At 71.7% G+C, this 23,318-nt stretch carries 19 protein-coding genes; 6 read left to right on the top strand and 13 right to left on the bottom strand.

Features of this window, described 5'->3' with window-relative positions:
- The 6 genes from ACGF12_RS04130 to ACGF12_RS04105 all read left to right on the top strand — a co-directional run.
- Positions 1–1,890: alpha/beta fold hydrolase (locus ACGF12_RS04130; protein WP_393025178.1), on the top strand; the 1,890-nt coding region annotated here is incomplete at its 5' end.
- 142 nt (positions 1,891–2,032) lie between these two features.
- On the top strand, positions 2,033–2,800 hold the full coding sequence (locus ACGF12_RS04125; protein WP_393025175.1) for a thioesterase II family protein: 768 nt from the start codon (positions 2,033–2,035) through the stop codon (positions 2,798–2,800).
- 156 nt (positions 2,801–2,956) lie between these two features.
- A complete protein-coding gene (locus tag ACGF12_RS04120) occupies positions 2,957–4,168 on the top strand; it encodes a macrolide family glycosyltransferase (protein ID WP_393025173.1) in 1,212 nt (403 codons plus the stop codon).
- Positions 4,169–4,287: 119 nt separating this feature from the next.
- Positions 4,288–5,304: a GDP-mannose 4,6-dehydratase gene (gene gmd, locus ACGF12_RS04115; protein WP_393025170.1), complete on the top strand. Its 1,017-nt coding sequence runs from the start codon at positions 4,288–4,290 to the stop codon at positions 5,302–5,304.
- Positions 5,301–6,257 carry a GDP-L-fucose synthase family protein gene (locus ACGF12_RS04110; protein ID WP_393025167.1) on the top strand — a complete coding sequence of 319 codons (957 nt, stop codon included), beginning with the start codon at positions 5,301–5,303 and terminating at the stop codon, positions 6,255–6,257. Before gmd ends, ACGF12_RS04110 begins: the two co-directional genes overlap by 4 nt.
- Before the next feature lie 34 nt (positions 6,258–6,291).
- Positions 6,292–7,149 carry a metallophosphoesterase family protein gene (locus ACGF12_RS04105; protein ID WP_393025164.1) on the top strand — a complete coding sequence of 286 codons (858 nt, stop codon included), beginning with the start codon at positions 6,292–6,294 and terminating at the stop codon, positions 7,147–7,149.
- Between the two features lie 107 nt (positions 7,150–7,256).
- On the opposite strand, the gene ACGF12_RS04100 is transcribed toward ACGF12_RS04105, so the two are convergent.
- From ACGF12_RS04100 to lysA, 13 genes are all read right to left on the bottom strand, one after another.
- Positions 7,257–8,537 carry an MraY family glycosyltransferase gene (locus ACGF12_RS04100; protein WP_393025161.1) on the bottom strand — a complete coding sequence of 427 codons (1,281 nt, stop codon included), beginning with the start codon at positions 8,535–8,537 and terminating at the stop codon, positions 7,257–7,259.
- 199 nt (positions 8,538–8,736) lie between these two features.
- The gene (glyA, locus tag ACGF12_RS04095; RefSeq protein ID WP_393025158.1) at positions 8,737–10,026 is read right to left on the bottom strand and encodes a serine hydroxymethyltransferase; all 1,290 of its coding nucleotides are present in this window, start codon (positions 10,024–10,026) and stop codon (positions 8,737–8,739) included.
- 94 nt (positions 10,027–10,120) lie between these two features.
- Positions 10,121–10,798, bottom strand: a complete 678-nt coding sequence (locus tag ACGF12_RS04090; protein ID WP_393025155.1) for a protein-tyrosine-phosphatase — start codon at positions 10,796–10,798, stop codon at positions 10,121–10,123.
- Positions 10,795–11,442, bottom strand: coding sequence for an L-threonylcarbamoyladenylate synthase (locus tag ACGF12_RS04085; protein WP_393025152.1), 648 nt, complete (start codon positions 11,440–11,442; stop codon positions 10,795–10,797). The genes ACGF12_RS04090 and ACGF12_RS04085 overlap by 4 nt, the downstream gene beginning before the upstream one ends.
- Before the next feature lie 119 nt (positions 11,443–11,561).
- Positions 11,562–12,428: a peptide chain release factor N(5)-glutamine methyltransferase gene (gene prmC / locus ACGF12_RS04080; protein ID WP_188302982.1), complete on the bottom strand. Its 867-nt coding sequence runs from the start codon at positions 12,426–12,428 to the stop codon at positions 11,562–11,564.
- Positions 12,429–12,491: 63 nt separating this feature from the next.
- A complete protein-coding gene (gene prfA / locus ACGF12_RS04075) occupies positions 12,492–13,568 on the bottom strand; it encodes a peptide chain release factor 1 (RefSeq protein ID WP_393025149.1) in 1,077 nt (358 codons plus the stop codon).
- A 142-nt stretch (positions 13,569–13,710) separates the two neighbouring features.
- A complete protein-coding gene (gene rpmE / locus ACGF12_RS04070) occupies positions 13,711–13,932 on the bottom strand; it encodes a 50S ribosomal protein L31 (RefSeq protein WP_030235761.1) in 222 nt (73 codons plus the stop codon).
- A 148-nt stretch (positions 13,933–14,080) separates the two neighbouring features.
- Positions 14,081–15,193, bottom strand: a complete 1,113-nt coding sequence (locus ACGF12_RS04065; protein ID WP_393025146.1) for an LCP family protein — start codon at positions 15,191–15,193, stop codon at positions 14,081–14,083.
- A 157-nt stretch (positions 15,194–15,350) separates the two neighbouring features.
- Positions 15,351–17,438, bottom strand: coding sequence for a transcription termination factor Rho (rho, locus tag ACGF12_RS04060; RefSeq protein ID WP_393025143.1), 2,088 nt, complete (start codon positions 17,436–17,438; stop codon positions 15,351–15,353).
- Positions 17,439–18,017: 579 nt separating this feature from the next.
- Positions 18,018–18,956 carry a homoserine kinase gene (gene thrB / locus ACGF12_RS04055; protein ID WP_393025141.1) on the bottom strand — a complete coding sequence of 313 codons (939 nt, stop codon included), beginning with the start codon at positions 18,954–18,956 and terminating at the stop codon, positions 18,018–18,020.
- Positions 18,957–19,324: 368 nt separating this feature from the next.
- Positions 19,325–20,428, bottom strand: a complete 1,104-nt coding sequence (gene thrC, locus ACGF12_RS04050) for a threonine synthase (protein ID WP_393025138.1) — start codon at positions 20,426–20,428, stop codon at positions 19,325–19,327.
- A 10-nt stretch (positions 20,429–20,438) separates the two neighbouring features.
- On the bottom strand, positions 20,439–21,731 hold the full coding sequence (locus tag ACGF12_RS04045) for a homoserine dehydrogenase (protein WP_393025136.1): 1,293 nt from the start codon (positions 21,729–21,731) through the stop codon (positions 20,439–20,441).
- 137 nt (positions 21,732–21,868) lie between these two features.
- A complete protein-coding gene (gene lysA, locus ACGF12_RS04040; protein ID WP_393025133.1) occupies positions 21,869–23,260 on the bottom strand; it encodes a diaminopimelate decarboxylase in 1,392 nt (463 codons plus the stop codon).
- Positions 23,261–23,318: the final 58 nt, after the last annotated feature.

Below are 23,318 nucleotides of genomic sequence, written 5' to 3'. Positions count from 1 at the left end.
CGCGCCCGCCGCATCCCCGTCGACTACGCCTCCCACTCCCCCCAGGTCGAGGAACTGGAAGCCGAACTCGCCACCCTCCTCGCCCCCGTCCAGCCCCTCGAAGGCCACATCGCCTTCCACTCCACCGTCACGGTCTCCCCCACCGACACCCAGACCCTCGACGCCGCCTACTGGTACCGCAACCTGCGCCAGACCGTCCGCTTCGAGGAGACCGTCCGCTCACTCATCGAGCTCGGCCACACCACCTTCGTCGAGGTCAGCCCCCACCCCGTCCTCACCTACGGCATCGAACAGACCACCGAGGCGGTCGAGGCCACCGAGACCCTCCTGACCACCGGCACCCTCCGCCGCGAGGAAGGCGGCCTCCACCGCTTCCTCACCTCACTCGCCACCCTCCACACCCACGGCCACACCACCGACCTCACCACCCTCTTCGAGACCGGCCACCAGATCCCCCTGCCCACCTACGCCTTCCAGCACCAGCACTACTGGCTCACCCCGGACCCGGCCCACAAGGGCGCCGGCACCCGGGCCAGGAAGGCCGTCAGCACCTCCACGTCCGCACCGGCCGACTCGGCCGGGGTCCTGCGGCGCAGCAGCGGCGAGGAGCGTGACCGCCTCCTGCTCGACCTGGTGCGGGCCGAAGCTGCGGCGGTGCTGGGGCACGCCTCGGGCGAGGCGATCGATCCGGGTCGCGGGTTCTTCGACCTGGGCTTCGACTCGCTCACGGCGGTGCGGCTCCGCAACCGGCTGGCCGCCGCGACGGGGCTGCGCCTTCCGACGGCGCTGCTGTTCGAACACCCGACGCCGACGACCGTGGTCACCTTCCTCCGGACCAGGCTGGACCGTGCCGGGGCCGCGCAGCCTGCGGGAACCGGCACCGGCGCTTCCGCCACCGACACGGACGGACGATCCGTCAACGTCGAGCAGGGCAGCGCCGAGCAGGGCAGCGCCGACCAGCTCAGCCCCGAGTACGGCAGCGTGGAGCAGGACGACGACGGGCACGGCGGCGAGTCGGACGGCATCGTGGCGCTGTTCCGGCACTCGTTCGCGACGGGCCGGAACGAGGCCGGCAACGACCTGCTGATGGCCGCCTCGCGGCTTCGCGCGTCGTTCGGCAGCGCTGACGCGGCCACGCACGTCCCGCACCCGGTGCGGCTGGCCTCGGGCGGCTCCGGGCCGCTCCTGATCTGCTTCCCCGCGGTGGTCGCGACGGCGGGGCCGCAGCAGTACTCGCGCATCGCGGCCGCCCTGCGCGGCCGGCGCGACGTCGTGGTGCTGCCGCAGCCCGGGTTCGTGGACGGCGAGAGCATTCCGGAGAGCTTCGAGGCCCTGGTCGCGCTGCAGGCGGAGGCCGTGCGGCGGTACGCCGGTGACGAACCGTTCGTTCTGCTCGGCCACTCGGCGGGTGGTCACGTCGCCCATGCGGTGACGGAGCGGCTGGAGGCCGACGGGGTGTCACCCCGGGGCCTGGTGCTACTGGACAGCCCGTGGCCGGGCACGCGGGTCAGCGAGCGGGTGGGCGCGGCGATGCTGGGGATCGTCTTCGACCGCGAGGAGAAGCTGGGCGGCGGCCTGATGAACGCCACGCGGCTGACTGCCATGGGCGGGTACCACCGCATCCTGCCCGAGTGGCACCCCCAGGAGGTCGACACTCCCACCCTGCTGGTCCGGGCGACGGACCGGATGCCGCTGGACGGCGTCCCCGCCACGACGGAATTCGCGGGCGAAAGCTCTGGAATTTCTTCCGACGAATCGGAAGGATTGCATGTGGAGTGGCTTCTGAAGCATGATGAAACAGCCGTCGTCGGCGACCACTTCACCATTGTCGAGCAGCACGCGGATTCGACCGCCGCTGCCATCGAGGAGTGGCTGGATAAGCACTCCTGATCTCCTCCGCATTTCCACGCCTTCTTTCCGGCTCTGCCACCCTGCCCGCACCGAGGCGTCCCCGGTACCGCGTTCACCGCGCGTTCCGGGGCGCCCCGGAGGGACCTTCACCGAATGCACCGAAGAAAAGGAACCCGGCACCATGACCGCAGCCTCTGACGGCACCGATCCCTGGATCCGGCGCTACCACCCCTCCCCCGAGGCGGCCGTCCGACTGGTGTGCTTCCCGCACGCCGGTGGCTCCGGCACGTTCTACTTCCCGGTGTCGGCGGCGCTGCCGCGGTCGGTCGAGGTCCTGGCCCTGCAGTACCCCGGGCGGCAGGACCGGCGCAGCGAGCCGTCGATCGACGACATCGGCCGGCTGGCGGACGAGATCCACACCGCCCTGCAGGGCTGGACCGACAAGCCGCTGGTGTTCTTCGGGCACAGCATGGGCGCGGTCATCGCCTTCGAGGTGGCGCGCCGGTTCCGGGCGAAGCCGGGCACCGGGCCGGAGCTGCTGTTCGCCTCGGGACGGCGGGCCCCGGACCGGTTCCGGGATGAGCACGTGTCCCTGCTGGACGACGAGGGCCTCATCGGCGAGATGAAGCGCCTGGACGGCACGGACAACCAGCTGCTGTCGGACGACGAGCTGCTCCGGATGATCCTGCCGGCGCTGCGCAGCGACTACCGGGCGATCGAGAGCTACCGGTTCACGCCGGCTCCGAAGCTGGACTGCCCGGTGGTCGTCCTCACCGGGGACGCCGACCCGATGACCAGCCTGGACGAGGCCGAGGCATGGCGCGAGCACACCTCGGGGCGGTTCGAGCTCGAGGTCTTCCCGGGCGGCCACTTCTTCCTGGCCACCAGTCCGCAGCCGGTGCTCGACACGCTCCGGCGCCACCTGGCGGCCCTCACGCAGAACGCCTGACACCGGCACACCGGCACACCTGAATTCCGGAACCCACGGGCCCCGGAATTCCCGAACGCCGAAACTCCGGAACGCCGGGGCCCCGGAAATCCGGAGCGGATCCATCCCGTCATCGATGGAATTCCACCCACGTACCCAATGGGAGACGAACCAGCCATGGGCAAGCACATAGCCATCCTCAACGCGCCGTTCCACGGCCACATCAACCCGACGCTGGTGGTCGTCGCCGAACTGGTGCGCCGCGGTCACCGGGTCACTTACATCACCACTCCCGACTTCACCAACAAGGTCTCGTCGGCCGGCGCCGGCGTGGCGCACTACACCTCCACCTGGCCGGAGGGCAAGGAGGCCCCGGAGAAGGTCTCCGACGACGAGATGGCCGGCGGTCCGCTGAAGTTCCTGCTGGAGAACGAGGCCGCGGTGGCGGGTGCCGCGCCGCACTTCGAGAACGACGTGCCGGACCTCCTCTTCTACGACGCCCTGATGTACTTCGCGGGTCGCGCCCTGGCCACGAAGTGGGGTTGCCCGGCCATCCAGTCCATTCCGCTGTTCGCCTCCAACGAGCACTACTCGCTGAACCAGGCGCTGGGTGCCGAGTTCCCGACCATCACGCCGGAGCACCCCAAGCTGGTGGAGTTCGGCGCCAGGCTGGGCCGGTTCCGGGAGGACCACGGCCTGGCGGGCGAGTCGTCCTCGGACATCCTGGACGGCATCGAGGAGCTCAACATGGTCTTCATGGCGCGCTCCTACCAGCCCGCCGGCGAGACCTTCGACGAGCGCTTCGTCTTCGTCGGCCCGAGCCTGATCGACCGCAGCACCGAGGAGCACTGGGAGCCGCCGACGAACGGCAAGCCGACCGTGCTGGTCACGCTGGGGTCGGTCTGGAACGCCCGCGCCGACTTCTACCGGACCTGCATCGAGGCCTTCGGCGACCTGGACTGGAACGTCGTCATCGCGACCGGCCCGAACGTGGACCCGGCCGACCTGGGCCCGATCCCGGCGCACTTCGAGGTGAAGCAGCGGATCGCCTCGCAGCTGGCGGTGCTGGAGCACGGTCAGGTCTTCGTGACGCACTCCGGCCTCGGCAGCACGATGGAGGCCATGTACTACGGCACCCCGCTGGTCGCCGTTCCGCAGGCCGCCGAGCTGGACCTGGTCGCCCGCCGCACGGTGGAGCTGGGCCTGGGCGTGCGGCTCGCGCCGGAGGAGGTGACCGCGGAGTCCCTGCGGGCCGCGGTGCTGGCGGTCGCCGCCGACGAGGCGACGCAGGAGCGGGCCCGGGTCATGCAGAAGGAGGTCGTCGAGGGCGGCGGCGCCATCCGCGTCGTGGACGAGATCGAGGCGCGCCTGGCGCGTTCCGGCGCCTGACCAATCCGCCGGGGTCGGGCGTCCACCGGCGGACGCCCGGCCCGACCCGGCACTGCTTTTCGAACACCGGCGGGGACTCGACGCCCGCGCCGTACGACGAACACGCGAGGACGGACCACATGACGGGGAAGAAGGCCGTGATCACCGGCATCACTGGCCAGGACGGCTCCTACCTCGCCGAGCTGCTGCTCGGCAAGGGGTACGAGGTGCACGGGCTGATCAGGCGCTCGTCCAGCTTCAACACCGAGCGGATCGACCACATCTACGAGGACCCGCAGACGGCCGACCGCCGCCTGAAGCTCCACCACGTCGACCTCGCGGACGGCGTGGCGCTGGTGAACCTGCTGCGGGACGTGCAGCCCGACGAGGTCTACAACCTCGGTGCGCAGAGCCACGTGCGGGTCTCCTTCGAGATGCCCCTGTACACGGGTGACGTGACCGGCCTCGGTTCGATGCGCCTCCTGGAGGCGATCCGCGCCAGCGACGTCCGGACCAAGGTGTACCAGGCCTCGTCCTCGGAGATGTTCGGCTCGACCCCGCCGCCGCAGAACGAGAAGACGCCGTTCCACCCGCGGAGCCCGTACGGCTGCGCCAAGGTGTTCGGCTACTGGGCGACAGTCAACTATCGCGAGGCGTACGGGATGCACGCCGTGAACGGGATCCTCTTCAACCACGAGAGCCCGCGCCGCGGCGAGACCTTCGTGACCCGCAAGATCACCCGCGCGGTGGCCCGCATCCAGGCCGGCCTGCAGGACCGGCTGTACCTGGGCAACCTGGACGCGGTACGCGACTGGGGCTACGCGCCCGAGTACGTCGAGGCGATGTGGCGCATGCTGCAGACCGACGCCCCCGACGACTTCGTCATCGCGACCGGCGAGGCGCACTCCGTCCGGGAGTTCTGCGAAGTGGCCTTCGACGCGGTCGGGTTGGACTGGGGCAAGTACGTGCGTTACGACCCCACGTACGACCGTCCGTCCGAGGTCGACTCGCTGATCGGGGACGCGTCCAAGGCGGAGGAACTGCTCGGCTGGAAGCCGCAGGTAAAGTTCGCGGAACTGGCGCGGATCATGGTGGCCGCGGACATCGAGCAGTTGGAGAACCAGTTGACGGGCGCGAACGTGAGGGTGGACCGATGAGCGAAGTGGCACAGATACCCGACCTGCTCCCGCCGCCGGCCCGGGTCTTCGTGGCCGGCCACCGCGGCCTGGTGGGATCGGCCGTGGTCCGGCGGCTGACCGCCTCGGGGTACGAGACGATCGTCCGGACCCGCGCCGAGCTGGACCTGCGGGACGAGGCCGCCACCGCCGCGTTCCTGCGCGAGGAGCGGCCGGACGCGGTCGTGGTCGCCGCCGCCAAGGTCGGCGGGATCATGGCGAACAGCACCCAGCCGGTGCAGTTCATCGAGGAGAACCTGCGCATCCAGCTCAACGTGATCGCCGGTTCGCACGCCGCCGGTGTGCCGCGGCTGCTGTTCCTCGGGTCCAGCTGCATCTATCCGCGCGAGGCGGCGCAGCCGATCACCGAGGACCTGCTGATGACGGGCCCGCTGGAGCCCACCAACGAGGCCTACGCGATCGCCAAGATCGCCGGGATCGTGCAGGTGCAGTCGTACCGGAAGCAGTACGGCGCATCCTACGTGGTGGCGATGCCGGGCAACCTGTACGGCCCGGGGGACAACTTCGACCTGCAGACCTCCCACGTGCTGCCGGCCATGATCCGCCGCTTCCACGAGGCGAAGGAGGCGGGCCTGGACGAGATCACCCTCTGGGGTTCGGGAACGCCGCGCCGGGAGTTCCTCCACTCGGACGACCTCGCGGCCGCCTGCGAGGTGGTCCTCCGCCACTACGACGCCACCGAACCGCTGAACGTGGGATGCGGCTACGACCTGACCATCCGTGAGCTGGCGGAGACGGTGGCCGACGTGGTCGGGTTCACCGGCGAGCTCGTCTGGGACACCTCGAAGCCCGACGGCACGCCCCGCAAGCTGCTCGACAGCAGCCGGCTGACGGCCCTCGGCTGGAAGCCGCAGATCTCCCTGCGGGACGGGATCGCGACGACGTACTCGACGTGGCGGCAGGAACAGTCCTGACCGGCCCAGCCGGTTCCCGAAAGGCACCCGATCCTTGGCGAACAGCACCACTTGGCAGGGGGGTTCGCTCCTTGCCATCAGCGACCTGCACATCAGCTACCCGGAGAACCGCTCGCTGGTCGAGAGCCTCCGGCCGCACTCCCCGGACGACTGGCTGATCGTCGCCGGCGATGTGAGCGAGATCGTGGACGACATCGCCTGGGCCCTGGGCCTGCTGGCGGAGCGCTTCGCCAAGGTGGTGTGGGCGCCGGGCAACCACGAGCTGTGGTCCCACGCCAGCGACAGCGTGCCGCTGCGCGGGGTGGCCCGGTACGAACACCTGGTCGAGCTCTGCCGCGGGCTCGGCGTGGTCACGCCGGAGGATCCCTATCCGGTGTGGCAGGGGCCGGACGGCCCGGTCCGGGTCGCCCCGCTCTTCCTGCTGTACGACTACACGTTCCGGCCGCCGGGCACTCGCACCCAGGCCGAGGCGCTGAAGCGGGCGCACGATGCCGGGGTGGTCTGCTCCGACGAGTTCCTGCTGCACCCCGACCCGTACCCGAGCCGCGAGGCCTGGTGCCGGGCCCGGGTGGCCGAGACGGAACGCCGGCTGGCGCAGTGCGATCCGTCCGTCCCGCTGGTGCTGGTCAACCACTACCCGCTGGTGCGGACCCCGACCGACGTCCTGTACTTCCCGGAGTTCGCCCTGTGGTGCGGGACCACCGCCACGGCGGACTGGCACACCCGGTTCAGGACCGAGGTGATGGTCTACGGGCACCTCCACATCCCCAGGACCACCCGGTACGACGGGGTGCGCTTCGAGGAGGTGTCGGTGGGCTACCCACGCGAGTGGAAGCGCCGTCCCGGCGCCCGGCCCGGCCTGCGCTCCATCCTCCCGTCACGGCCGCGGTGACCACGACAGCGGCGACGACGGAACGACAGCGGACGGGTGGCCCTCCCCGATCGACGGGGGAGGGCCACCCGTCCGGCTACGTCACCCAGGGGGTGAGCCCGCGGCGCTCAGGCCCTGCGGCCGGTGGCCTTGTCGTGATCGGAGGCCGCGGAGGAGCCCCGGCTGGCTTCACCGAGAAGTTGCTTGTCCTTCGCCGACAGTTCAGCCATCGGGGCGGAGGACTGCCTCCGGTACCGCGGCGGGACGAAGGACTGCACCGCCCGCGGGGCGCGCGGCCGGAACCGTGGGGTGAGCAGCACCACCAGACCGACCAGGCAGAGCCCGGCGAGGGTCAGCACCACGGTGCGGCCGGTGTTGGTCACCGAGAACGCCACCGAGCCGAAGGCGATCAGCGCGGCCCAGAAGTACATGATCAGTACGGCGCGGCTGTGCGAGTGCCCGACCTGGAGCAGTCGGTGGTGCAGGTGGCGCTTGTCGGCGGCGAACGGGGACTGCCCGGCCCAGGTGCGGCGCACCACCGCGAGCAGCAGGTCGGCCAGCGGCAGCGCGATGACCGTCAGCGGCAGCAGCAGCGGGATGTAGATCGGCACCAGGGCGTGCACGGTGGCGGTCTGCGAACCGGTCTCGTTGTTGATCAGGTCCGGGTCGACCCGGCCGGTGATCGAGATCGCAGCGACGGCCAGCATCAGGCCCAGCATCATCGAGCCGGAGTCGCCCATGAAGATCCGCGCGGGATGCATGTTGTGCGCCAGGAAGCCCAGGCACATGCCGATCAGCAGCACGCTGAACAGCACCGCGGGGGCCGCGTCGGTGATCGCGTAGCCGTACCAGAGCCGGTAGCTGTACAGGAAGAACGCCATCGCGGCGATGCAGACCATGCCGCCCGCCAGGCCGTCCAGACCGTCGATGAAGTTCACCGCGTTGACCATGACGACGACCAGCGTGACCGAGATGACCATGCCCTGGGTCGGGCTCACCGCGACCGCGCCGACGCCGGGCACCGGAAGGGTGATCACCGTGACGCCCTGCCAGACCATCACACCGGCGGCGATCATCTGGCCGCCGAGCTTCACCAGCGCGTCCACGCCCCACTTGTCGTCGAGCACGCCGAGCAGCCACATGATCCCGGCGCCGGACAGCAGAGCGCGGATGTCGCCGCCCTGGCTGAACACCTTGCTCAGATTGTCCAGCTGCGAGGCGACCAGGATGCCCGCGCACAGCCCGCCGAACATGGCGATGCCGCCGAGGCGCGGGGTGGGCTCGCGGTGCACGTCGCGGGCGCGGACCGGCGGCATCGCGCCGGCCGCGATGGCAAACTTCCGGACCGGGCCGGTCAGCAGGTAGGTGACGGCGGCGGTGCAGAACAGCACCAGCAGATACTCACGCACCACTGGCCTCCTGCATCACTGTCGAACGGGGAGGTACCGAAGGTACTCCCCTGCCTTCCCGGGGTTCGAGGTGCGTCGCCACAACACACACCTTATTGAGTCGGACGCCCATGACGTGCATCGCGGTTCGCCCTCCCGGGTAGGAGATGCGGATACCCGTGGACGGCACCGCTTGATCGGTTCGCTCACTGTCGCTCGTTCACGCGCCGACGAAGGCCCCGGTGAAGGCCCCCGCCAGCTCCCGGACCCGCTGCGCGACCGGCGTCGCCGCGTCCCCGGCGAGCAGCCGCGCGATCAGCCCGGCGATCTCCGACAGCTCCACCTCGCCCATCCCCTGGCTGGTCACCGTGCCCGTGCCCAGCCTGACCCCGGAGGCCTCGGCGGCCGGCGCCGGGTCGTACGGCAGCGCGCACTTGCCGAGCAGCAGCCCGGCCGCCGCGCAGCGCCGCTCGGCCTCCGCGCCGGTCACCCCGAGCGGGCTCACGTCGGCGGTCACCAGGTGGGTGTCGGTACCGCCCGTCAGGGGGCGCATTCCGGCCTCTGCGAGCCCCGCGGCCAGTGCCCGAGCCCCGGCCACCGCCCGCCGCGCGTAGGCCCGGTACGCGGGCGTCGCGGCCTCCGCGAGGGCGACCGCCTTGCCGGCCACCTCGTTCATCGCCGCACCGCCCTGGCTGAACGGGAACACCGCCCGGTCCACCCGCTCGGCCAGCTCCGCGGTGGACAGCAGCAGGCCCCCGCGCGGGCCGCGCAGCAGCTTGTGGGTGGCCGCCACCGTCACGTCGGCGTACGGCACCGGGGAGGGCGCCTCCCGGGCCGCGATGAGGCCGGTGGTCTGTGCGGCGGAGGCGATCAGATAGGCGTCCACCTCGTCGGCGATCTCCCGGAAGGCCGCCCAGTCCGGGTGCCGGGGGTAGGAGATCGAGCCCGCCACGATGGCCTTGGGGCGGTGCAGCCGGGCCAGGTCGCGCACCTGGTCGAGGTCGATCAGGCCGTCGCTCTCGCGCACGCCGTAGCCGGTGAAGGCGAACCAGCGGCCGGAGAAGTTCGACCGCGAGCCGCAGCTGAGGTGGCCGCCGTGCTCCAGCGACATCGCCAGCACCCCGTCACCGGGCCGCAGCAGCGCCGCGTAGGCCGCCAGCATCGCCGAAGTCGCCGACCGGGGTTGGACGTTGGCGTGCGGGGCGGCGAACAGGTCACGGGCCCGGTCGATCGCCAGCAGCTCCGCGGCGTCCGCCAGCGCGCAGCCGGTGTGGTGCCGGCGGCCCGGGTAGCCCTCGGCGTACTTGTCGATCAGCGGCCCGGTCAGCGCCGCCAGGACGGCGGGGCTGGTCAGGTTCTCCCCCGCCAGCAGCTGGATGGTCTCGGCCCGCCGCTCGGCCTCGGCGGCCAGCAGGTCGGCGATCTGCGGATCCGCCCGGTGCAGCGCCTCGGACGCCCACGGGCGCCCCCTCGTCGCGGTCGAGCCGGTAGCGGCATCGGTGACGGTCATGGCAGGGCTCCCGGGCGCGGCATGGACGGTCTACTCAGCGTAGGACCGCCTGCGCCACCCGGCGCGGCGACGCGGGGCCGTTCGGAGCCAAGGCTCAGCGCGGCGCCGGAATGCCGGTGAGCGCGGTGACCACCGGGTCGACCGCGTGGAATATCTCCTCGCCGCAGTTGCGGAACATGCCGATCGGAGCCCCGTACGGGTCCTCCAGCTCGTCCGACTCCGGGGTGGCGGCCAGCAGCCAGCCGCGCAGCGCGGCGGCCGCCCGGACCAGCGCGCGGGCCCGCTCGGTGACGTCGGCACCGCGGCGGGGGTCGGGCAGGGTGCCCGGGTCGATCGTCCGCACCAGGCGGGTGAACTCCTTCAGCGTGAAGGTGCGCAGCCCCGCCTCGTGGCCCATCGAGATCACCTGGGCGCGGTGGTCCAGGGTCGCGGTGAGCACCAGGTCGGCCTCCACCACGTGCGCGTCGAGCAGCTCGCGGCCGGTGAAGCCGCCGCTGTCGGCGCCGTACTCGTCGAGCACGGTCGCGGCGTGGTCCTCCATCGGCGCGCCCACGTGGCCCCAGGTGCCGGCGCTCTCCACGAGCATGCGGCCGGCCACCCGGGGGCTGAGCCGGGTGTCCAGCTCACGCCGGGTGAGCCGCTCGGCGATCGGCGAGCGGCAGATGTTCCCGGTGCAGACGAACAGGATCCGGAAGTGGTCCAGCGGCCTGGGGCCCACAGCCAGGTACGGCGCTATGCCGGGCCCGTCATGGAGCGAGGCGGTGGGTGTCAACTTCCGGCCTCCAGGTCGGGGACGACCTCCCTCAGCTGCTCGATGCTGATCGCGCCGGCCCGCAACAGGACCGGCACCTTGCCGGTGACGTCGACGATGGACGAGGCCGTGGCGTGGTCGGCCTGCCCGCCGTCCAGGTAGACCGAGATCGCGTCGCCGAGCTGGGCCTGTGCCTCGTCGCAGGTCGCCGGGGACGGCCCGCCGGTCTTGTTGGCGCTGGAGACGGCCAGCGGGCCGGTGTTGTTCAGCAGCTCGATGGCGACCGGGTGCAGCGGCATCCGGACCGCGACGGTGCCGCGAGTCTCGCCGAGGTCCCAGCGCAGCGAGGGCTGGTGCCGGGCGACCAGGGTGAGCCCGCCGGGCCAGAAGGCGTCGACCAGCTCCCAGGCCTGCTCGGAGAAGTCGGTGACCAGGCCGTGCAGGGTGGTCGGCGAGCCGACCAGGACGGGCGAGGGCATGTTGCGGCCGCGGCCCTTGGCGGCCAGCAGCTCGCCGACGGCCTCCGGGGAGAAGGCGTCCGCACCGACCCCGTACAGGGTGTCGGTGGGCAGAACGACGAGTTCGCCGCGGCGGATGGCCGAGGCGGCCTCGCGCAGGCCGGTGGCGCGGTCCCCGGCGTCGGCACAGTCGTAGCGGCGGCTCATCGGTGCGGTCCCCTTCCGGAATTGCTCATCACGGCGTTCACAGCGCGGCTTTACGAGCGGTCGTACTGCGTTTGATGTTCACGACCCGACCCTTCGGGCGGTCGTACCGTGCTCGACGTTCACGACCCGACCCTTCGGGCAGTCGTGAAGCGCGGCCGGTTGTTCAGGTCACGGTGGTCGGCGGTGTCCGTCCAGCCGCGTTCCTCGTTGAAGATCCACGGCACCTGGCCGCCCTGCTGGTCGGCGTGCTCGATCACCACCGCGCCGCCCGGGCGCAGCAGCCGGGCGGCCACCCGCTCGATGCCGCGGATGGTGTCCAGGCCGTCCTCGCCCGAGAACAGCGACATCTGCGGGTCGTGGTCGCGGGCCTCGGGCGCGACGTACTCCCACTCGGTGAGCGGGATGTACGGCGGGTTGGAGATGACCAGGTCGAAGCGGCCGTCCCAGGAGCGGTCGTCCTCGAAGGCCTTGGTGGCGTCCCCGGCGTGCAGGGTGACCCGCGCGCGGTCCGGGCTGGCCTCGATGTTGCGCCGGGTGTACTCCAGCGCGCCCTCGTCGAGTTCGAAGGCGTGCACGGTCGAGCGCGGCAGCTCCTGGGCCAGGGCGAGCGCGATGGCGCCGGAGCCGGAGCACAGGTCGACCACCAGCGGCTCGGCGACGTCCATGTCGCGCACCGCGTCTATCGCCCACTCGACGACCGTCTCGGTCTCCGGCCGGGGCACGAACACCCCGGGGCCGACCTCCAGTTCGAGGTAGCGGAAGAACGCCCGCCCGGTGATGTGCTGGAGCGGCTCGCGCGCCTCGCGGCGCGAGACCGCCTCCCAGTAGCGGGCGTCGAAGTCGGCGTCCTTCACCGTGTGCAGCTGGCTGCGCTTGACGTTGTGGACGTAGGCGGCGAGTTCCTCCGCGTCGAAGCGCGGCGACGGCACGCCGGCCGCGGCCAACCGCTGGGTGGCCTGGGCCACCTCGGCGAGCAGCAGGTTCATCCGTACGACCTCTTGTTTCTGCGCTCCGGCTTCAGGCTTGCGTCGGGCTGGGGCGCGCCGGTCTCAGTTCTCTTGGGCCGCGGCGAGCTTGGCCGCCGCGTCCTTGTCGACGCAGGACTGGATCACCGGGTTCAGGTCGCCGTCCAGGACCTGGTCCAGGTTGTACGCCTTGAATCCCGTGCGGTGGTCCGAGATGCGGTTCTCGGGGTAGTTGTACGTCCGGATCCGCTCGGAGCGGTCCACCGTACGGACCTGGCTGCGACGCGCGTCCGAGGCCTCGCGCTCGGCCTCCTCCTGCGCAGCGGCCAGCAGCCGCGAACGCAGGATGCGCATCGCCTGCTCCTTGTTCTGCAGCTGGCTCTTCTCGTTCTGGCAGGACGCCACGATACCGGTCGGCAGGTGGGTGATCCGGACCGCGGAGTCGGTGGTGTTGACCGACTGGCCGCCGGGGCCGGAGGAGCGGTAGACGTCGATGCGCAGGTCGTTGGCGAGGATCTCGACCTCGACCTCCTCCGCCTCGGGGGTGACCAGCACGCCCGCCGCGGAGGTGTGGATGCGGCCCTGGGACTCGGTGGCGGGGACGCGCTGCACGCGGTGCACGCCGCCCTCGTACTTCAGCCGGGCCCAGACGCCCTGGCCGGGCTCGGTGTTGCCCTTGGTCTTGACGGCCACCGAGACGTCCTTGTAGCCGCCGAGGTCGGACTCGTTGGAGTCGATGACCTCGGTCTTCCAGCCGATCCGCTCCGCGTAGCGCAGGTACATCCGGAGCAGGTCGCCGGCGAACAGTGCGGACTCCTCGCCGCCCTCGCCCGCCTTGATCTCCAGGATGACGTCCTTGTCGTCGCTCGGGTCGCGCGGCACCAGCAGCAGCCGCAGCTCCTCGGTCAGTTCGTCGCGACGGTGCTCGGAGTCCTTCACCTCGGAGATGAACTCGGGCTCTTCGGCCGCGAGTTCGCGCGCGGCCTCGATGTCCTCGCCGGCCTGCCGCCACTCCCGGTAGACCCGGGTGATCGGGGTCAGCTCGGCGTACCGCTTGGCCAGCTTGCGGGCGTTCGCCTGGTCGGAGTGGACGGACGGATCGGCCAGCCTCTTTTCGAGGTCGGCGTGCTCGACGAGGAGCTCTTCGACTGCCTCGAACATGGGGTGGCCTTCTTCCCGGGGCTAGAACGTGTGAGGTGGTGGAGGCGGGGCGTGCGGAACGCGCGGGGGGACGCGAACGGCGCCGGTCCCCAGCGCCCCCGGAACGAGTACGGGGACGCCGGGAACCGGCGCCGAGGGAGCGCTAGGCCTTCGCGCTGTGCTGCTTGCCGAAGCGGGCCTCGAAGCGGGCCACGCGGCCACCGGTGTCGAGGATCTTCTGCTTGCCGGTGTAGAACGGGTGGCACTGCGAGCAGACCTCGGCGCGGATCTCGCCGCTGGTCTCGGTCGAGCGGGTGGTGAACTCGGCGCCGCAGGTGCAGGTCACGCGGGTGACCACGTACTCCGGGTGAACGTTGGACTTCAAGGGGTTCTCCTAGGTTTCGGGAGGGCACCGGGTCGGCGGCTGGAGTGCCGCACGTGAACCGGGACCGACGTACCAGTCTGCCAGGACCGGCCGCACCTTCCAAAACCGGGGCCTGTTCCGGGATATTCCGGGCGGCCGCCGGGCACCGTCAGCGTCGCGCCGTGGCCGTCGCGGCGGGCTTCGGAACGGCCTTCGGGGAGGCCGTGGGGGCCGCCTGGGCGGGGTTCTGCGGCTGGGCCGAGACAACCCCCTGCGGGACGGGCCGGTCGGCCTTGAGCGCCGCCCAGAGCTGCTGGGACTGCGGCTGCTGCGGGACCACCCGGTTGGGGTCGCCGGGGGCGCCCTCCACCGGCAGGGTGACCATGGTGAGCTGGTCCGGGCCTATCCCCTTGAGCTCCTGGACCAGCCCGACCAGGGAGTTCACCGAGCCCAGCGCGGAGTCGGTGGTGACGCTCCTGGTCATGGTGTCGCCGATCGACCACAGCTTGACCGGATTGGAGTACAGCCCGATCCCTCCGGCCTGCTGGAGCAGCGACTTGACCATCTGCTTCTGCAGTTCGATCCGGCCGAGGTCGCTGCCGTCGCCGACGCCGTGCCGGGTGCGGACGAAGGCCAGCGCCTGCTGCCCGTCGAGGTGGTGCTCGCCGGCCGGCAGGTCGAGCCCGCTGTCCTTGTCGTGGATGGCCACCGTGGTGGTCACGGTGGCCCCGCCCATCGCGTCCACGACCCGGGCGAAGCCGGCGAAGTCGACCTGCAGGTAGTGGTCCATCCGCAGCCCGGTCAGCTGCTCGGTGGTCTTCACCGCGCAGGCCGCGCCGCCGGCCTCGAAGGCGCTGTTGTACATCGCCCGCCTGGCGGCCGGGACGGCCTTGCCGTTCGCGTCGGTGCAGTCCGGGCGGTCGACCAGGGTGTCGCGCGGGATGGAGACGACGGAGGCCCGCGCGTGGTCCTGGCCGATGTGCACCACCATCGCGGTGTCGGAGCGGGCGGTGTCGCCGGTGCCCCCGCCGGCCAGGGCGCCGTTCTCGCCGGCCCGGGAGTCGGAGCCCAGCACCAGGATGTTGAAGGAGCCGTCGGTGGCCGCCGGGGGGCGGGCGTCACCGAGACGGCCGTTGATGTCGACGCTCTTGATGTTCCCGTCGAGCTTCAGGTACGCGTACCCGGCCGCCCCGCCCCCGAGGACGACGAGTGCGGCGGACGCGCAGGCGGCCACCCGCAGGACCTTGCGGCGGCGACTCGGGACCCTCTTGTGCTCGGCCATACGGACCAGAGTAAAACGGACAAGATGATCGAATAGCCCCAAGTTGTCGCAACCCTGGAACAAAGCCTCCAACCTGCCGGTCGGTGCGCCAACGCACGGAACCCCGGACCGCTCACGCGATCCGGGGTTCCGTGCTTGGACAGCCGTGCGGCTACGGTCAGTCGCCGGAGCCGGGGGTGGTCTTGGCGATCTGCATCAGGAACTCGGCGTTGCTCTTGGTCTGCTTCATCTTGTCCAGGAGCAGCTCGATCGCCTGCTGCGAGTCGAGCGCGTGCAGCACCCGGCGCAGCTTCCAGACGATGGCCAACTCCTCGCTGCCGAGCAGGATCTCCTCCTTGCGGGTGCTGGAGGCGTCCACGTCGACGGCCGGGAAGATGCGCTTGTCCGAGAGCTTGCGGTCGAGCTTGAGCTCCATGTTGCCGGTGCCCTTGAACTCCTCGAAGATCACCTCGTCCATGCGCGAGCCGGTCTCGACCAGCGCGGTGGCCAGGATGGTCAGCGAGCCGCCGTTCTCGATGTTGCGCGCGGCACCGAAGAACTTCTTCGGCGGGTACAGCGCGGTCGAGTCGACACCACCGGACAGGATGCGGCCGGAGGCCGGCGCCGCCAGGTTGTAGGCGCGGCCCAGGCGGGTGATCGAGTCCAGCAGGATGACCACGTCGTGGCCCAGCTCCACCAGGCGCTTGGCGCGCTCGATGGCCAGCTCGGCGACGGTGGTGTGGTCCTCGGCCGGGCGGTCGAAGGTCGAGGAGATGACCTCGCCCTTCACCGACCGCTGCATGTCGGTGACCTCTTCCGGACGCTCGTCGACCAGGACGACCATCAGGTGGCACTCGGGGTTGTTGTGGGTGATCGCGTTGGCGACCGCCTGCAGCACCATGGTCTTGCCGGTCTTCGGCGGCGCGACGATCAGACCGCGCTGGCCCTTGCCGATCGGCGACACGAGGTCGATGATCCGGGTGGTCAGCACGCCCGGGTCGGTCTCCAGGCGCAGCCGCTCCTGCGGGTAGAGCGGGGTGAGCTTGTTGAACTCGGGGCGGCCGCGGCCGGTCTCCGGGTCCATGCCGTTGACGGAGTCCAGCCGCACCATGGCGTTGAACTTCTCGCGGCGCTCGCCCTCGCGCGGCTGGCGCACCGCACCGGTGATGGCGTCACCCTTGCGCAGGCCGTTCTTGCGGACCTGGGCGAGCGAGACGTAGACGTCGTTCTGGCCCGGCAGGTAGCCGGAGGTGCGCACGAACGCGTAGTTGTCGAGGATGTCGAGGATGCCCGCGACCGGGATCAGGACGTCGTCCTCGCCGACCTGCGGCTCGACCACGCCGGCCTCGAAACCCTCGCGGCCACGACGGCCACGGCGGTCGCGGTAGCGGCCGCGACGGCCACGGCGGCCCTCGCCGAACTCGTCGTCGTCGTAGCCGCCCTGCTGGACCTGCGGCTGCTGCTGAACCTGCTGGCCGCCCTGCTGGCGGGGCTGCTGGCCGTCGGCCTGGCCCTGCTGCTGACCCTGCTGGGGCTGGCGGTCGGCGCGCTCGCGGCGGTTGCGGCGGTCGCGACGCGACTCGCGGCCCTCGCCGTCCTGCCCGGCCTGAGCCTCGCCGGCGTCCTGACGCTCGGTGCGCTCGCCGCCGTCGCGGCGGTCACGGCGCTCGCGGCGGTCGCGACGGGTCTCGCGACCGTCCTCGCGGCCCTCGAAGCCGCGGGTCTCGGCCGGACGCTCGGCCTGCTTGGGCTCGGCCACCGCGACGGTGGCGGAGTCGGCGGCGGCCTCGGCGGCGGCCGGCGCGGTCGGGGCACCGGCGGCGGCGGTGGCCCGGCGGCGGGTGCGCTCGGTACGGGCGGGCGCGGCGGTCTCGGCGGCGGCCTGGACCGGGATCTCGATCTGGGCCTGCGGCTCGGCGGCCGGCGCCTCGGCGGCGGCGGCCTTGCTGCGACGGGCCGGCTTCTGGGCCGGCGCCTCGGCGTCCGCCTTGGCGGCGGTGCGCTTGGCGGCCGGGGCGCCACCGGCGGCGAGCAGCGGGTCCCCGCCGCTCTTCTCCTTGATGGTCTCGATCAGCTGGCTCTTGCGCATGCGTCCGGTACCGGTGATGCCCAGGTCCGCGGCGAGCTTCTGCAGCTCGGCGAGGACCATGCCGTCCAGGCCCGCGGCGGCACTGCGGCGGCGGCGTGCCGGGGCAGCGGGGGCGGCGGCGGCGTCCGACGCCTCGGCGTCCGGGCGCGCGCCCATCAGATCGGTGGAGTCGCTCACTAAGGGTCCTTCCCTGGAGCGGACGTCGGCCTGTCTGGCTCGGCGACCGGTTGTGCTGTCCTGACCAACGCTCGACTGCGTCGGTCCGAGGCGGTGATCCCTCGAATGGCGGGAGCCCGTCGAGGGAGAACTGCGAGGTGCGGTGCATGAAGCACGGTGGTGCTGAGGTGGCGCGTGGGCCGGTCGTGTGTCGACCTCCCCTGAGGGCGTTGCCCCCACGCTGCCTGCGAATCCCGGGCCCCCGTCGCGTGACGGTGACCCGCGCTCCGCCCGTCCTGGCCTCGAGGTTGGAGGCCGCGGGTGGGAGTCAGGTGCCGTCACGGCTTCGGGATGCGGCCGCATGTCGCGCAGGCAGGCTGCGTACGCGCTGCGGTGGGCTCCCGGAGAATCGTCGCCCCGGACATCGCCACGACTCCACGGCCGTGGAGTGCTGGGATCGGGACGCGGCGCACCGAGCCCCGGAGGGCACATGGTGCAGCAATGAGATTAACACTACCGACCCCCTCAGACATTCCCCGACCTCGGGCCTGCCAATCGTGTCCGGACGGCCCGGCTCGACGCCGGGCCCGACGTGGCTGCTCAGACGCCCAGCGGGAGCACGGTGGCCCCGGTCCGGTCGACGCCGAGCCGGTGTGCGGCGAACGCCGGGTTCCCGCCGTGGCCGTGGTGGCCGGCGAAGGAGAGCACCTTGTCGACGCCCGCCTCGTCGGTGAGCGCCAGCACGGTCGGGCCCGCCCCGGAGATGACCGCGGGGACGCCCTCCGCGCGCAGCGCGCCGACCAGCGCGGCGCTGTCCGGCATGGCGGTGGCGCGGTAGTCCTGGTGCAGCCGGTCCTCGGTGGCCGCGAACAGCAGCTGGGGCCGCCTGGTCAGCGCCTCCACCATGAGCGCGGAGCGGCCGGCGTTGACGGCGGCGTCGGCCAGCGGGACGGTCTTCGGCAGCAGGCCGCGGGCGGTCTCGGTGAGCATCTCGGCGGCCGGGACGAACACCACCGGGACGACCTGCTCCGAGGGCTCCATGGCGACCGCCTTGGCCGACTCCTCGTCGGTCCAGGCGATGGTGAAGTTGCCGCGCAGGCAGGCCGCGACGTTGTCCGGGTGGCCCTCCAGCTCGGAGGCGAGGGCCAGCAGCGCGTCGTCGTCCAGCGCGGACGGGCCGCCGATGGTGACGGCCCGGGCGGCCACGATGCCGGCGCAGATGGCGGCCGAGGATGAGCCCAGGCCGCGGCCGTGCGGTATCCGGTTGGCGCAGACCACTTCGAGGCCGCGCGGCTGGCCGCCGAGCCGGTCGAAGGCGGCCCGCATCGAGCGGATCAGCAGGTGGCGCTCGTCCCGGGGCAGCGTCTCGGCACCCTCGCCGGCGATGTCGACGGTCAGGCCCGAGTCGGCGACCCGGACGACCACGTCGTCGTACAGGCCCAGCGCGAGTCCGAAGGCGTCGAAGCCCGGACCGAGGTTGGCGCTGGTCGCGGGAACCCGGACCCGGACGGCGGCGGCACGGAACGCAGGACCGGCCATGCGGTGGACTCTCCTGGGGAAATCGGGCGAGCGCGGAGCGCGTCGTCGGTGCAAGGGTGGGAAAAGGGCCGAGGGCCCCACGGGGCGGGCGGCCACAGTCGTCGGCGCGGCCCGTACCAGGACGGGCCCGGGGCGTGTGCCACACGGCCGAAGCCAGAGTATCGAAGAGAGGTTCCCCAGTGGTACACCCCGTGGGCCTTCGATCTGGTGTGTTGCCGGTTCTGGCCGGAATGCACACTCCTCCCCGTCAGAGAGAGGGGCGGAATCGGACCGGAATGCGATACGGAATTGACACCAAAGAGTCAGTGGAGAACTTCGACGGGCCAACCCCCGAAAGAGTCGGCCCGTCGAAGCGTCAGGCCCCTTTGTCAGTCGAGCAGTCCGAGCCGCTGGGCCGCGGCCTCCGGGTCGACCGGGACGATCTGCGGCTGCGGCGCGCCGGCCACCGCCCAGTCCGGGTCCTTGAGGCCGTTGCCGGTCACGGTGCAGACGATCCGCTGGCCCGGGTCGACCAGGCCGGCCTCCGCCTTCGCCAGCAGACCGGCCACCGAGGCGGCCGAGGCCGGCTCCACGAAGACGCCCTCCTGCGCGGCCAACAGCCGGTAGGCGGAAAGGATCTGACGATCCGTCACCTTGTCGATGAGGCCGCCGGACTCGTCCCGGGCGGCGAGCGCGTAGTCCCAGGAGGCCGGGTTGCCGATCCGGATCGCGGTCGCGATCGTCTGCGGCTTGAGGACGGGCGCGCCGTCCACGATCGGGGCCGAGCCGGCGGCCTGGAAGCCCCACATCCGCGGGGTGCGGGAGGACATCCCGTCGGTCGCGTACTCGCGGTAGCCCTTCCAGTAGGCGGTGATGTTGCCCGCGTTGCCGACCGGCAGGACGTGGATGTCCGGGGCGTCGCCGAGCATGTCGACGATCTCGAAGGCCGCCGTCTTCTGGCCCTCGATCCGCGCCGGGTTCACCGAGTTCACCAGGGCGACCGGGTACTTCTCGGACAGTTCGCGCGCCAGGGTCAGGCAGTCGTCGAAGTTCCCGTCGACCTGCAGGATCCTGGCGCCGTGCACCAGCGCCTGGCCCATCTTGCCGAGGGCGATCTTGCCCTGCGGGACGAGCACGGCGGAGACCATCCCGGCCCGCACCGCGTACGCGGCGGCGGAGGCCGAGGTGTTGCCGGTGGACGCGCAGATGACCGCCTGCGCGCCCTCCTCCTTGGCCTTGGAGATGGCCATCGTCATCCCGCGGTCCTTGAAGGAGCCGGTCGGATTGGCGCCCTCGACCTTGAGGTAGACCTCGCAGCCGGTGCGCTCGGAGAGCACCTGGGCGGGGACCAGGGGCGTACCGCCCTCCAGCAGGGTGACCACCGGGGTGGCCGCGGTGACCGGCAGGCGGTCCCGGTACTCCTCGATCAGCCCGCGCCACTGGTGGGTGTGGGTGTGGGTGCTTCTGGCCGCGTTCTCGGCAACGCCGCTCATCATCTGTTCCTTACTCCCCTTCGACCCGCATGATGCTGGCCACGTCCCGCACGCTGTCCAGCGCGCGGAGCTTGTCGACCGTCGCCGACAGTGCGGCGTCGGTGGCACGGTGGGTGACCACGACGAGCGAGGCGTCGCCGTCGCGGCCCTGCTGGCGCACGGTGTCGATGGACACGCCGTGCTCGGCGAACACCGACGCGACCTGGGCGAGCACGCCCGCACGGTCGTCGACGTCCAGACTGACGTGGTAGCGGGTGACCACCTCGTCCATCGGCTTGGCCGGCAGCTGGGTGTACACGGAGTCACCGGGACCGGGGGCGCCGGCCAGCTTGTTGCGGCAGACCGCGACCAGGTCGCCGAGCACCGCGGAGGCGGTCGGCGAGCCGCCCGCGCCCGGGCCGTAGAACATCAGCCGGCCGGCCGCCTCGGCCTCGACGAACACCGCGTTGTACGCCTCGCGGACCGAGGCCAGCGGGTGCGACAGCGGGATCATCGCCGGGTGGACCCGCGCGGTGACGGACTCGCCGTGGGCCGCCCGCTCGCAGATCGCGAGCAGCTTGACCACGCAGCCCATCTCCTTGGCGGAGGCGATGTCGGCGGCGGTCACCTCGGTGATGCCCTCGCGGTACACGTCCGCGGCGGTGACCTTGGTGTGGAAGGCGATGCCGGCCAGGATCGCGGCCTTGGCGGCGGCGTCGAAGCCCTCCACGTCGGCCGTCGGGTCGGCCTCGGCGTAGCCGAGCGCGGTGGCCTCCTCCAGCGCCTCCGAGTAGCCGGCGCCGGTGGTGTCCATCTTGTCGAGGATGAAGTTGGTGGTGCCGTTGACGATCCCCAGCACCCGGTTGACCTTGTCCCCCGCGAGGGACTCGCGCAGCGGACGCAGCAGCGGGATCGCGCCCGCCACCGCGGCCTCGTAGTACAGGTCCACCCCGGCCTCGGCGGCCGCGGCGTGCAGCTCGGTGCCGTCCCTGGCGAGCAGCGCCTTGTTGGCGCTGACCACCGAGGCGCCCCGCTTGAAGGCGGACAGGATCAGCGATTTGGACGGCTCGATGCCGCCCACCACCTCGACCACCACGTCGATGTCGCCCCGGTTGACCAGGGCCTCGGCGTCGGTGGTGATCAGGTGCTCGGGCACCCCGGGGCGGACCCGGCCGGCCCGGCGGACCGCGATCCCGGCGAGTTCGACCGGGGCACCGATGCGAGCGGCGAGGTCGTCGGCCGTCGTCGTCATGATGCGCGCCACCTCGGAGCCCACCACACCACAACCCAGCAACGCCACCTTCAGCGGGCGCGTACGCATCATCCGACTCCGCTCTGCATTCATCGTGCTTCGGTATTTCCGGCGGTTTTTCGGGGCCGCCGGGAACTTCGGTCCGTACCAGTCTCGGGGACTTTCCGCACGGATCTACGGTCGTTCCATGATCTGAGACGAGAATTTCGTCATCCGATATCCAGGCGCAGGAGATCCTCCTCCGTCTCGCGTCGGACGATCACCCGGGCCGCACCGTCCTTGACTGCGACCACGGGGGGCCTCAGGGCGTGGTTGTAGTTGCTCGCCATCGAGCGGCAGTAGGCGCCGGTGGCGGGCACCGCGATCAGGTCGCCCGGGGTCAGGTCGGCCGGCAGGAAGGCGTCCCGCACCACGATGTCGCCGGACTCGCAGTGCTTGCCGACCACCCGGACCAGCATCGGCTCGGCCTCGCTGGTGCGCGACACCAGGGCCACCGAGTACTCGGCGTCGTACAGCGCGGTGCGGATGTTGTCGGACATCCCGCCGTCCACGCTGACGTAGGTGCGCAGGCCCTCCAGCGGCTTGACCGTGCCGACCTCGTACAGGGTGAACGCGGTCGGGCCGACGATCGCCCGGCCCGGCTCCACGCTCAGCCGGGGGGTGTCGAGGTTCGCGGCGGCGCACTCGCGGCGGACGATCTCGGCCAGCGCGGCCGCGATCTCGGCCGGCTCGCGCGGGTCGTCCTCGCTGGTGTACGCGATGCCGAGGCCGCCGCCGAGGTCGATCTCGGGCAGCTCGACGCCGTGCTCGTCGCGGATCTCCGCCAGCAGGCCGACCACCCGGCGGGCGGCCACCTCGAAGCCGGCCGTGTCGAAGATCTGCGAGCCGATGTGCGAGTGGATGCCGCGCAGCTCCAGGCTGTCGTGGCCGAGCACCCGGCGCACCGCCTCGGCGGCCGCTCCCCCGTTCAGGGACAGGCCGAACTTCTGGTCCTCGTGCGCCGTGGCGATGAACTCGTGGGTGTGCGCCTCGACGCCGACGGTGATCCGGATCAGCACCTGCTGGCGCACGCCCTGGCGGGCGGCGATCGCGGCCAGGCGCTCGATCTCCTCGTAGGAGTCGACCACGATGTGCCCGACGCCGGTCTTCACCGCGTGTTCGAGCTCGTCCACCGACTTGTTGTTGCCGTGCAGCGCGATGCGCTCCGGCGGCATCCCGGCGGCCAGCGCGACCGCCAGCTCGCCGACGCTGCACACGTCGAGGTTGAGGCCCTCCTCGTGCAGCCAGCGCACGATCGCCTTGGAGAGGAAGGCCTTTCCGGCGTAGTAGACGTCCGCGTCGGCGCCGAAGGCGTCCCGCCAGGCGCGGGCCCGGGTCCGGAAGTCCTCCTCGTCCAGCACATAGGCCGGGGTGCCGAACTCGGCCGCCAGCTGCTTGACGTCGATCCCGCCGACGGTGGCCACGCCCTCGGCGTCGCGGGCGACGGTGCGCGACCAGACCTTGGGGTCCAGCGCGTTCAGGTCGGCCGGCGGGGCCTGGTAGTGGCCATCGGGCAGCACGTCGCCGTGGCGAGGGCCTGCGGGGTGTGCGGAACGGCTCATTGTCCGGGTTTCCTTCGAGACCTATGGCGAGGGGCGGCGACGGTCCCCGTTGACCGTC

It is taken from the genome of Kitasatospora sp. NPDC048296, from assembly GCF_043201815.1.
Lineage (GTDB): Bacteria > Actinomycetota > Actinomycetes > Streptomycetales > Streptomycetaceae > Kitasatospora.
This window is presented reverse-complemented; position numbering and strand designations above follow the sequence as displayed.

Bases quoted from the DNA above. Each gene is read 5' to 3' on its own strand.
- ACGF12_RS04125 (WP_393025175.1), top strand. From the start codon at position 2,033: ATGACCGCAGCCTCTGACGGCACCGATCCCTGGATCCGGCGCTACCAC.
- ACGF12_RS04120 (WP_393025173.1), top strand. From the start codon at position 2,957: ATGGGCAAGCACATAGCCATCCTCAACGCGCCGTTCCACGGCCACATC.
- gmd (WP_393025170.1), top strand. From the start codon at position 4,288: ATGACGGGGAAGAAGGCCGTGATCACCGGCATCACTGGCCAGGACGGC.
- ACGF12_RS04110 (WP_393025167.1), top strand. From the start codon at position 5,301: ATGAGCGAAGTGGCACAGATACCCGACCTGCTCCCGCCGCCGGCCCGG.
- glyA (WP_393025158.1), bottom strand. From the start codon at position 10,026: ATGACCGTCACCGATGCCGCTACCGGCTCGACCGCGACGAGGGGGCGC.
- ACGF12_RS04085 (WP_393025152.1), bottom strand. From the start codon at position 11,442: ATGAGCCGCCGCTACGACTGTGCCGACGCCGGGGACCGCGCCACCGGC.
- prmC (WP_188302982.1), bottom strand. From the start codon at position 12,428: ATGAACCTGCTGCTCGCCGAGGTGGCCCAGGCCACCCAGCGGTTGGCC.
- prfA (WP_393025149.1), bottom strand. From the start codon at position 13,568: ATGTTCGAGGCAGTCGAAGAGCTCCTCGTCGAGCACGCCGACCTCGAA.
- ACGF12_RS04065 (WP_393025146.1), bottom strand. From the start codon at position 15,193: ATGGCCGAGCACAAGAGGGTCCCGAGTCGCCGCCGCAAGGTCCTGCGG.
- thrB (WP_393025141.1), bottom strand. From the start codon at position 18,956: ATGGCCGGTCCTGCGTTCCGTGCCGCCGCCGTCCGGGTCCGGGTTCCC.
- thrC (WP_393025138.1), bottom strand. From the start codon at position 20,428: ATGAGCGGCGTTGCCGAGAACGCGGCCAGAAGCACCCACACCCACACC.
- ACGF12_RS04045 (WP_393025136.1), bottom strand. From the start codon at position 21,731: ATGATGCGTACGCGCCCGCTGAAGGTGGCGTTGCTGGGTTGTGGTGTG.
- lysA (WP_393025133.1), bottom strand. From the start codon at position 23,260: ATGAGCCGTTCCGCACACCCCGCAGGCCCTCGCCACGGCGACGTGCTG.